10 protein-coding genes and 1 pseudogene are annotated in these 8,958 nt (G+C 63.2%); all 11 read right to left on the bottom strand.

The genetic code is table 11. The features are described 5' to 3' along the window. Window positions 1-228: 228 nt before the first annotated feature. Complete coding sequence (locus MKZ40_RS16735; RefSeq protein WP_043337211.1) at window positions 229-537, bottom strand: IS3 family transposase; 309 nt, start codon at window positions 535-537, stop codon at window positions 229-231. 60 nt (window positions 538-597) lie between these two features. Further along, on the bottom strand, window positions 598-822 hold the full coding sequence (locus tag MKZ40_RS16730) for a hypothetical protein (RefSeq protein WP_087720112.1): 225 nt from the start codon (window positions 820-822) through the stop codon (window positions 598-600). A gap of 105 nt (window positions 823-927) precedes the next feature. After that, window positions 928-1,386, bottom strand: a complete 459-nt coding sequence (locus MKZ40_RS16725) for a hypothetical protein (protein WP_043337196.1) — start codon at window positions 1,384-1,386, stop codon at window positions 928-930. 66 nt (window positions 1,387-1,452) lie between these two features. Beyond that, window positions 1,453-3,153: a DUF3141 domain-containing protein gene (locus MKZ40_RS16720; protein ID WP_213115273.1), complete on the bottom strand. Its 1,701-nt coding sequence runs from the start codon at window positions 3,151-3,153 to the stop codon at window positions 1,453-1,455. Between the two features lie 49 nt (window positions 3,154-3,202). Further along, window positions 3,203-3,409 (bottom strand): annotated as a pseudogene (locus tag MKZ40_RS16715) (hypothetical protein); the annotation flags it as partial. 84 nt (window positions 3,410-3,493) lie between these two features. Further along, window positions 3,494-4,153, bottom strand: a complete 660-nt coding sequence (locus MKZ40_RS16710) for an isoprenylcysteine carboxylmethyltransferase family protein (protein WP_087720110.1) — start codon at window positions 4,151-4,153, stop codon at window positions 3,494-3,496. Then, window positions 4,146-4,334, bottom strand: a complete 189-nt coding sequence (locus MKZ40_RS16705; protein ID WP_306298809.1) for a DUF2933 domain-containing protein — start codon at window positions 4,332-4,334, stop codon at window positions 4,146-4,148. The genes MKZ40_RS16710 and MKZ40_RS16705 overlap by 8 nt, the downstream gene beginning before the upstream one ends. Window positions 4,335-4,393: 59 nt before the next feature. Beyond that, complete coding sequence (locus tag MKZ40_RS16700; protein WP_175090792.1) at window positions 4,394-6,802, bottom strand: copper-translocating P-type ATPase; 2,409 nt, start codon at window positions 6,800-6,802, stop codon at window positions 4,394-4,396. Between the two features lie 100 nt (window positions 6,803-6,902). Beyond that, window positions 6,903-7,157 (bottom strand): SHOCT domain-containing protein, encoded by a 255-nt coding sequence (locus tag MKZ40_RS16695; protein ID WP_043337204.1) that lies wholly within the window; start codon window positions 7,155-7,157, stop codon window positions 6,903-6,905. Window positions 7,158-7,358: 201 nt separating this feature from the next. Beyond that, window positions 7,359-7,697, bottom strand: a complete 339-nt coding sequence (locus MKZ40_RS16690; RefSeq protein WP_225347873.1) for a DUF5676 family membrane protein — start codon at window positions 7,695-7,697, stop codon at window positions 7,359-7,361. Next, window positions 7,690-8,043 (bottom strand): YHS domain-containing protein, encoded by a 354-nt coding sequence (locus MKZ40_RS16685; protein WP_052384923.1) that lies wholly within the window; start codon window positions 8,041-8,043, stop codon window positions 7,690-7,692. Before MKZ40_RS16685 ends, MKZ40_RS16690 begins: the two co-directional genes overlap by 8 nt. Window positions 8,044-8,958 lie beyond the last annotated feature (915 nt).

The raw sequence follows: 8,958 nt of genomic DNA, 5'->3' as shown, positions 1-8,958 counted from the left end.
CCCGATAACGACTCAACTGTATTCCTGCCTGCGTGACCATTTTTGCAATGCTGCGAGCGCCGGCAGAGCCGTTACTGACGGTATGCGCCTCGACAACCTGATCCAGCAGCTTCTGCTCAGTCTCACAGGGCCTTCTATCCCGGTCACGCCAGGCCCGGTAGCTACTGCGATGCACCCCAAACACTTGACACAAGTGCTGCACCGCATAGCTCTCTTCAAGTCGCTCGATTATCGAGAATTGCTCAGGGAGTCCGACATCAAGAGAGCGGTAGCCTTTTTTAATATTGCCTTCTCTTCCTCCACCCGCCGCAGCTTGCGCTTCAGTTCCTGGATCTCACGCTGTTCCGGCGTCAGAGCCTCACCTTTCAGCGGCGCCTTGCCTGCTCGCTCAGCCCGAAGCCTGCGTACCCAATATTCCATGGTGGATTTGCCAACTCCCATGGCCTCACACGCCGCCTTCAGCGTGTAACCCTGATCGACCACGAGTTGGGCCGCTTCCAAGCGAAATTCCGGGCTGAACGTTCTCTTCTTCGTCATCATCTGCACCTGACTGTCTCTGTGAGTGATCATACACTCAAAATCAGGTGGCCAGATTCACTATGCCACTACACACCCGATCGCCGCGGCGGCCTCGACGATCTCGGTGGGACGGCCGATGAGCACCGGCTCGGCGATGCCCAGCCTCGCCGCCTCGCGAAGCGTCTCCAGCACGGCGGCCTGGGCCGCGTTGACCACGGCGACGCGGATCGGGTTACCGCCACCGGCTCGCTGAATCAGATCATCGAGCGTCGCAAGGGCCACTGGCGTTGCCGTCTGGGTCATGTCACCTCCTGGGTGTTGGTTAATGTGCGCTGCACGTGCCGGGCGATCATCCGTTCTTCATTAGTGGCTACGACCTCTGCTTAGACGGCCCTGTAGCGTCGACATCTATAGATCCCGAGCCCGGTTGATCTGCTGGGACAGACGCATCGCCTCGTGTTCCTCCAGCTTCAAGAGCTCGCGAACGAGATCCCGAGCCTCGGGGATGTCGGCGCGTCCTTCCAGGTAGCGGTATAGCGCGATGACCTGATCGTGCAGCGAGAAGACTTCCCGGCTGATGTCTTCGAAGCCCATCTCGGCATAGGGCAAATTGCACGCCTGATGGGGTTTGATGGGCGCATGCGACAGATAATCGTAGACCCAGGTGTTTAGGGCCTTGGGGTCGGCCTGCTTCTCGAAGCTGGCCACGGTGTGCTCCAGGACCGCCTCGTGATCGGCGAGATACTCCAGCAGTGATTTGGCCCGTGCCTCCTCCTGCCGGGTGGCACAGTGCCTGAAGCACTCGGCCAACTGGGCATGCAGCTGGCGAGTCCAGTCGATCAGGTCATGAAAGGTCTCGATCTTCATTTATTGCTCTCCATTAGTGGGTTGCTCTATAGGTATTGGCTGTAAACCGGGTCGGCTTCGACTGGGTCACTCGTTCTCGCTCCACCATCCCCCGCCGTAGAGGCTGCGAAACCCCATCTCGTACATGCTGTCGCGGGTCGTGCCGGCAAGCTCCAGCGTCGAGGCGATAGAGTCGCTCAACAGCGTCTCCCATTGCCGATAGGGGGTGTCACTATCGATCGGCGCCGGTGCGGTCTCTACCATCTCGGCCAGCCACTTCACACCGGTCATCCAGGGGGAGAAGCGTTCCGAGTACATCAGCCGGCTGGTCCGCGCCGGATGCAGTTGACGCAGCACCTCGGCTGACCAGGGGGTGGTGTAAAACCGCACCCAGGGCCCGACGAAGGTCTCGTAGAGGGCCACATTGTGCTCGGAGAGCGCTCGCACCCCTTCGAACGCCGGGGCCTGGTCGGGAAAGTTCAGGTCTTCCACGCGGCGCTCCTCGAAGCGCACCTGGAACTGGGGCTTGTGACAGTCGGGGTCGCCGGTGGGGTTGTCGATGCGCATCTCGTAGAGGCCAGGGGCCAGGTCATTCAGATTGCCGACGCTCTCGAGGATCGCTCGGTGCTCGAGGCGCGCCACCTTGGAGGAGACGAAGATGCCCAGATGCCCGACGTGGGGATTGAGCAGGTAGACGATACGCTGGTCGGCGGCCTTGAGTGCCGCGGTATCGGGATAGACCGCGGGGATCCAGTTGAGCGCCTGATGGGGCGGGGTGATGTTGTCGCCGCCGGAGGCGAAGATCACCAGGGGGTTGCGGATGCGCTTGAGGTCGACGCTACAGCCGGGGCAGACCTCGAGCTCGCCACGCTCCAGCTTGTTGCCGACGAAAAGGTTCTCGACGATGGCAACGATCTCCTCTTTGCTCAGGCTATAGAAGCCCGTCCACCAGCGCTCGAACTCGAGGAAGCGTTCGCGCTGGCCGTCGATGTCGGCGAACAGCTGATAGTCCTTCTGCCACAGGGTATTCGCAGGCTTGAGGGCTTCGAAGTTGGTGGCGAGGTTCGCACCGTCGAAGCGCCCGTCTCCCAGGTCGGCCATCAGGTGCGTCAGCCAGGCACCGCCAAGCAGGCCGCCGGCGAGGCGCATGGGATTGACGCCGGATTCGCCGGACCAGTAGGAGAGCGGCGAGCCGTTCAGCACCGCCGGCCCGACCAGACCCTCGCAGTCGGCGGAGAGCAGCGCGATGGCCCAGCCCGCCTGGCAGTTACCGTAGAGCACCGGCGGCTGGCCGGGGTGGCGCTCGGCCAGCGTCTCGACGAAGCGGCGCAGGACGTGCAGCACGTCCTCCAGTGTCTGGCCGGGGACGGGCTCGGGGAAGAAGATCACGAAGTAGACCGGGTGTCCCTCGTGGAGCGCCATGCCCACCTCGGAGTCGCGCTTGAAGCCGCCGATGCCTGGGCCGTGGCCGGCACGCGGGTCGACGATCATCACTGGCGGCCTAGTCTCGTCGAGGCAGCCCTCCAGGCAGTCCTCGCCGACCCGGGTGATGCGCAGCAGGGCATAGTTGGCGGGGCGCGCCAGTCGACGGCCATCCACGAGCATCTCGTAATCGAAGTCGAGCAGTGGCGGCTTGCCCGCCTGCTCATGCTCGAGCATGTTGTCCGCGCGCTCACACAGCGTGTCCAGGTAGCGTACGCCGCGTCGCCACAGGTCGGTCTGATAGGCGAGTAGCTCCGTGGCCGGGTGGCTCGGGAGGGTGCCTTCTTCGGGCTCGGGTGCGGTCATCGGGGCGTCCATCTCTGGTGGGGCGGTGGGTTGGCGCTTGCGCGGGGTTTTATGAGCCGTGGGTGGCTTGGTGGTGGATGTTTTGGCGGTCATAGTGGATACCTCTCAGTGTCAGGATGTCGTGGGCGCCGATCTCGATCCGGGACTCGGACAGGAAGCGGTACGGCGGAACCTTCAGGTTGATCGGCGCCGGCACCGCCTTGAACACGCGTCCGGCGAAGTCGAACTGGGAGCCGTGGCAGGGGCAGAAGAAGCCCCGGGCGAGTCGTCGCTGACGACCACGATCGTGCCGACGAGAAAAACGTCTGCTTTTCATGACTGCACCTCTGGGATTTTGTCCTTACAGGCGCCAGCCACTCGTACTCGCCATCCGCAGGTGCGGAATGAAGCGTGGCGTGCGGGCCGCGTAGGTCTGCCATTTGTCGCCAAACTGGCGCGCTACGTCGCGCTCTTCGTGGATCGCCAGTCGTGAGTACATCCACACCAATACCGGGAACATGACCAGGGTCAGCAGGGTGGGCCACTGCAGCAGGAAGCCGGTCATCACCAGCACGAAGCCGGCGTACTGGGGATGCCGGACATGGGCATAGAGCCCGGTGGTGGCCAGTTCTCCCCGCCGCTGGGCGGTATAGAGTGACCGCCAGCCGGCGGCGATGAGCCAGAAACCCGCGGCGATGAACACCATGCTCAGCAGATGGAACGGCCCGAAATGCGGGTTGGCCTGCCAGCCGAACAGCATCTCCAGCAGGTGGCCCGCATCGTGGCTGAACCAGTCCACCTCCGGGTAGCGCGACTGCAGCCAGCCGGAGAGGAAGTAGAGGGTCAGCGGGAAGCCGTACATCTCCGTGAACAGCGCCACCAGGAAGGCGCTGAAGGCCCCGAACGAGCGCCAGTCGCGGCGCGTCTGCGGCTTGAAGAAGCTGAAGGCGAAGAAGATGAAGATCGCCGAGTTGAGAATGACCAGGCCCCACAGCCCATAGGCGGGTACGTCATCACTCATCGCGTCCTCCCTTGTGATCATCATGCCCGCCATGACCCCCGTGGCCTCCATGTCCGCCGTGCATGAACACATGCATTAGCGGACAGGCGAGCAGGATCAGCCAGGGCAGGGCACCGAGCAGGTGCACCTTGTGCTCCTCCCAGAGCAGGAAGCCCATCACCGCCAGGGCGATCGCCACCATGAGCCAGAAGCTGCCTTTGCTGGGTCCTCGCTCCAGCCACCCCTTTTCGTCATGCATGATCAAATCCTCACCCGGCGCAGGCGCAGCGAATTCATCACCACCGACAGCGAAGACGCGCTCATCGCGAAGGCGGCGAACATCGGCCCGATCAGGATGCCGAGGAACGGATAGAGGATCCCGGCGGCGATCGGTACGCCGGCCCCGTTGTAGACCAGGGCGAAGAACAGGTTCTGCTTGATGTTGCGCATGGTGGCCAGCGACAACTTGCGGGCCCGAACGATGCCGTCGAGGTTGCCCTTGACCAGCGTGAAGCCGGCGCTTTCGATCGCCACGTCGGCGCCGGTGCCCATGGCGATGCCCACATCGGCCTGGGCCAGGGCGGGAGCGTCGTTCACCCCGTCGCCCGCCATGGCCACCTTGCGGCCTTGTTCCTGCAATTCGCGGATGATGCGGGCCTTGTCCTCGGGCAGCACGTCGGCGCGGATCTCATCGATACCCAGTCGCCCGGCCACCGCCTTGGCCGTCCGCTCGTTGTCGCCGGTGGCCATGATGATGCGAAAGCCAAGTTTGTGCAGCGCCTTCAGGGCCTCGGGGGTGGTCTCCTTCACCGGGTCGGCGACGCTGACCAGGCCGGCGATCTGGCCATCGAGCACGACGAACATCACCGTTTCGCCTTCATCGCGGCGGGCGTTCGCGGTCTCGGAGATCCGGCCGCCATCGAGGCCCAGTTCGGCCATCAGCTTGGCGTTGCCGAGGGCCACCGACTGGCCGTCCACGACCCCCTTGACGCCCATGCCGGTCACGGCTTCGAAATCGGTGGCATCGGCGAGGGATACGCCACGTTCTTCGGCGCCGGCGACGATGGCCTCGGCCAGTGGGTGTTCCGAGCCACGTTCGAGGCTGGCCGCCAGGCGCAATACCTCGGCCTCGTCATGCCCTTCCTCGGGCAGCACCGCCACCAGCTTCGGCTTGCCTTCGGTCAGGGTGCCGGTCTTGTCGACCATCAGCGTATCGACCTTGGCGAAGCCTTCCAGCGCCTCGGCATTCTTGATCAGTACGCCGGCCTGCGCGCCGCGTCCGGTGGCCGTCATGATCGACATCGGCGTGGCCAGCCCCAGTGCACAGGGGCAGGCGATGATCAGCACCGCCACCGCCGAGACCAGCGCATAGGACAGCGCCGGCGCCGGCCCCCAGATCGCCCAGGCGATGAAGGAGAGGATGGCGACGCCGATCACCGCGGGCACGAACTTGCCCGCCACCTTGTCGGCGAATTTCTGGATCGGTGCGCGGCTGCGCTGGGCGGCAGCCACCATCTCGACGATCTGGCTGAGCATGGTGTCGGCGCCGATGCGGGTGGCCTCCATGACCAGGCTGCCGGTGCCGTTGATCGTGGCCCCGGTGACCTTGTCGTCTTTGACCTTTTCCACCGGCACCGGCTCGCCCGAGATCATCGACTCGTCGATCGAGGAGCGGCCCTCGACCACCACGCCGTCCACCGGCACCTTGTCGCCGGGGCGCACCCGCAGGTGGTCGCCCACCTGCACGTCTTCCAGCGCGACCTCTTCTTCGCTGCCGTCGGGCCGGATCACCCGCGCGGTCTTGGCGGCCATGTCCATCAGCGCGCGGATCGCCTTGCCGGTGCCTTCACGGGCGCGCAACTCCATCACCTGACCCAGCAGTACCAGGGTGACGATCACCGCCGCGGCCTCGAAATAGACGCCGACGGTGCCGTCTTCCCGGCGAAAGCCGTCGGGGAAGACGCCCGGCACCAGCACCGCCACGATGCTGAACAGATAGGCCGCGCCGACCCCCATGCCGATCAGGCTGAACATGTTGAGGTTCATGGTGCGGAAGGAGTTGTAGCCGCGCACGAAGAACGGCCAGCCCGACCACAGGATCACCGGCGTGCTGAGCACCAGCTCGATCCACATCGCGTTGCGTTCACCGAAGAAGTCGCGAATGGCCCCGAGGCCCAGGTAGGGGCTCATCGTCAGAATCAGGACCGGAAGCGTGAGCACGGCCGCGACCCAGAAGCGTCGGGTAAAATCGACCAGCTCGGGATTCGGCCCTTCATCGCCGACCGCCGCCGATTCCAGCTCCAGACCCATACCGCACAGGGGGCAGGCACCGGGAGTGGTTTGGCGCACCTCGGGGTGCATCGGGCAGGTGTAGACGGCGCCGGCATGCCCGGCCGGCACCTTGTCGTACTTGCCGCCGTGGGCCGGCGCGGAGGCCCCATGACCATGCCCGTCATGCGTCTGCGAGTCGTCGCTTCCCACGGGCACGAGGTGCATGCCGCACTTGGGGCAGTCACCCGGCTGGTCGGAGACGACCTCCGGGTGCATCGGGCAGGTGTATTGGGCGCCACCCTGGCTGCCGGCGGCGTGTTGGTCCGTATCGCCGCTGCCTAGTGTCGGTGCCTCGTGCGAGGCATGCCCGTGACAATGGTCGTGTTGGTGTTGCGTCATGGAATCGTCTCCGTCGCTTCCGCGTCTTGATTCAACCTCGTGGCCCTATCTCGATAGGGTCGAAACTAATAGTGCCGTATCCAATAATCAGGAGGTGCGATCAAAGCAGAAGATCGCGCTTGCGTTGCTCGTACTCCTCGCGGTCGATTTCTCCCCGGGCGTAGCGTTCTTGAAGAAGGTCCAGGGCCGTTGGCCGCCGTTGAGAAAATGGCTCGCCCCGGCCTCGGGTCAGGCCACGCACCAGGAGAACGGCCAAGGCAATGACGATGCCCCAGAACAACACCATCATGAGCCCGCCGAAGAGCATATGCCCCCAGCCGTAACTCCCCATATACGCCATCATGTCGCCCCACATGGTCGGATCTCCTTTTCTTGTTACTTACTTTGCCCTGACGTCAGGCTAAAGCCTGCGGGTAACCCAAGGGTCAAGAGAAGGTAGAGATGAAAGTAGGCGGCTCTTGATCCCGGACAGTTTCCGACCTCTTCAGTGGAATGGAATCAACGCCGCACGCATGCGTTGAGGCCTTCGGTATTGAGTGATGGATTCGTTCATGGCCTACGCTCCGCTGTGTCGGTTGAGGCGTGTGACAAAGAAGTTGTATAGCGGGCCGAAGACCAGGGCGATGTACCAGCCGTAGCCGAAACTTTCGACCAGCCCCAGGAAGAAGCTTGACCAGCTGAGCCAAGTGAAGCCTGGCAACAAGCGCAGCCAGCTCTTATACATCGCCTGGTCGGGAAACAGCAGATCGAAGCCGACGCAAAGGATGAAGGTTACGGCCAGGAACAGCCCCAGGCTCATCCCGAGTGCGATCATGGGAATCCGCGGCGTTGCCTGAACCGGCAAGCGAGTTCCTGAACGGGGCTTGGCTGTCAACGGAGCATTGGCATCAGGCATCTTTGTTCTCCGGTTGGAGGGGCGAGGCCGTTGCACCAGGGACGAGATACTGTTCGGGCGCGGCCTCGAAGCGCTCCCGGCAGTCACGAGAGCAGAAGTAAAAGACGTGGCCATCGTGGACGCTTGGCTTGGCCCCTTTCGTTCTGACGGTCTTGCCGCAGACGGGGTCGACGTCCTCGGCTGGCGGAATCCACTCCAGCCCTTCAGTTGCACGTTGATTCCCTGGGCTATCGTTGTCGTGTTTGGTCCTGCCATGGCTGTGCCCCATGACGTGGGCGCCACAGCCGAACCGCATCATCAAGAAGAGGATTGCTGCCCAAAGCAGGAAGTAAAACAGTGCGTCCATAAAGTCTTCCTCGTGACGTCCGCTAAGCCGTACCCGATACCGAGCACTCGGGTGTGGTTGCGAATGTGCATGCACTTCTCATGGTGGGAAGAGTCTCTGCACACACAGCGGCCACTCCGGCAGTTGCCTGGATCAATGTGGGGCGGGCACGGGTTTTCTCCCACGCGGCCACGGCTGGAAGCGCGAGATGGAGATACGAGGTCGACTTAGACTCTGTAGCGTTGGGTCAAAAGGTAGACAGGAACCGAGGAGGGTGAGGGAGGGGCACTTGGCGAGCCGCTGGCGGTGACAACCCGGGGCGCTATGGCCGGGGCCGTCATGCTCAAGGGAAGGGGCTCGAGCTCCAAGTCCTGGCGCTCCAGGCGCAACAGGGCGCTGCCGACATTACGAGTGCCATGGCCATGGTGGCATCGCGGTTGAGGATAGTCTGCGTTGATGAACTCGGTGTTCGAGTGCGTATCTGCGTGAGGCTCAACGCCAACCTGGCCAGACTCAGTAGAGGAGGGAGCATCTGCTGAGGAGGGGTCATCTGCCATTGTGGCGGCGCTAGAGAGCAGTAGCACCATGCCCAGCAGGATGACCAGACCAAAGCGATGCCAGGCGGTGGCAGACCGCGAGGATTGCTTAGGAAATGACGTGTGCCTGGCCATGCGGCAGTGCTCCTGCAGAGTGATGTATATCTTAACCTAGCGCAGATTCGAACCTTGTCCATTGACACGGATCAAGACGGAGCTTGCCGTAAGCTGCAGCGGCCTCATTGAAGTGGTGACCTGGGCGAATGGCTGGGATGTAGTGGTCAAGTGTTTTTGGCCACCGAGCTTTGAGCATTCCAGTAGTTCTTTTCTGCCAAGTTCGGCGGTATCCCATCGTTATGCTTGTGCGGCCTGAGGCTGCTGTAGTAACCGATCATATAAT

Origin of the sequence: Cobetia sp. BMC6 (assembly GCF_029991385.1) — a bacterium.
In the GTDB taxonomy this organism is placed as follows: domain Bacteria; phylum Pseudomonadota; class Gammaproteobacteria; order Pseudomonadales; family Halomonadaceae; genus Cobetia.
This window is presented reverse-complemented; position numbering and strand designations above follow the sequence as displayed.

What these genes read in the sequence shown, in the direction of transcription:
- MKZ40_RS16705 (WP_306298809.1), bottom strand. Translation starts at nt 4,334, where the DNA reads ATGGTGGCGATCGCCCTGGCGGTGATGGGCTTCCTGCTCTGGGAGGAG.
- MKZ40_RS16695 (WP_043337204.1), bottom strand. Translation starts at nt 7,157, where the DNA reads ATGTGGGGCGACATGATGGCGTATATGGGGAGTTACGGCTGGGGGCAT.
- MKZ40_RS16720 (WP_213115273.1), bottom strand. Translation starts at nt 3,153, where the DNA reads ATGACCGCACCCGAGCCCGAAGAAGGCACCCTCCCGAGCCACCCGGCC.
- MKZ40_RS16735 (WP_043337211.1), bottom strand. Translation starts at nt 537, where the DNA reads ATGACGAAGAAGAGAACGTTCAGCCCGGAATTTCGCTTGGAAGCGGCC.
- MKZ40_RS16725 (WP_043337196.1), bottom strand. Translation starts at nt 1,386, where the DNA reads ATGAAGATCGAGACCTTTCATGACCTGATCGACTGGACTCGCCAGCTG.
- MKZ40_RS16700 (WP_175090792.1), bottom strand. Translation starts at nt 6,802, where the DNA reads ATGACGCAACACCAACACGACCATTGTCACGGGCATGCCTCGCACGAG.
- MKZ40_RS16730 (WP_087720112.1), bottom strand. Translation starts at nt 822, where the DNA reads ATGACCCAGACGGCAACGCCAGTGGCCCTTGCGACGCTCGATGATCTG.
- MKZ40_RS16690 (WP_225347873.1), bottom strand. Translation starts at nt 7,697, where the DNA reads ATGCCTGATGCCAATGCTCCGTTGACAGCCAAGCCCCGTTCAGGAACT.
- MKZ40_RS16685 (WP_052384923.1), bottom strand. Translation starts at nt 8,043, where the DNA reads ATGGACGCACTGTTTTACTTCCTGCTTTGGGCAGCAATCCTCTTCTTG.
- MKZ40_RS16710 (WP_087720110.1), bottom strand. Translation starts at nt 4,153, where the DNA reads ATGAGTGATGACGTACCCGCCTATGGGCTGTGGGGCCTGGTCATTCTC.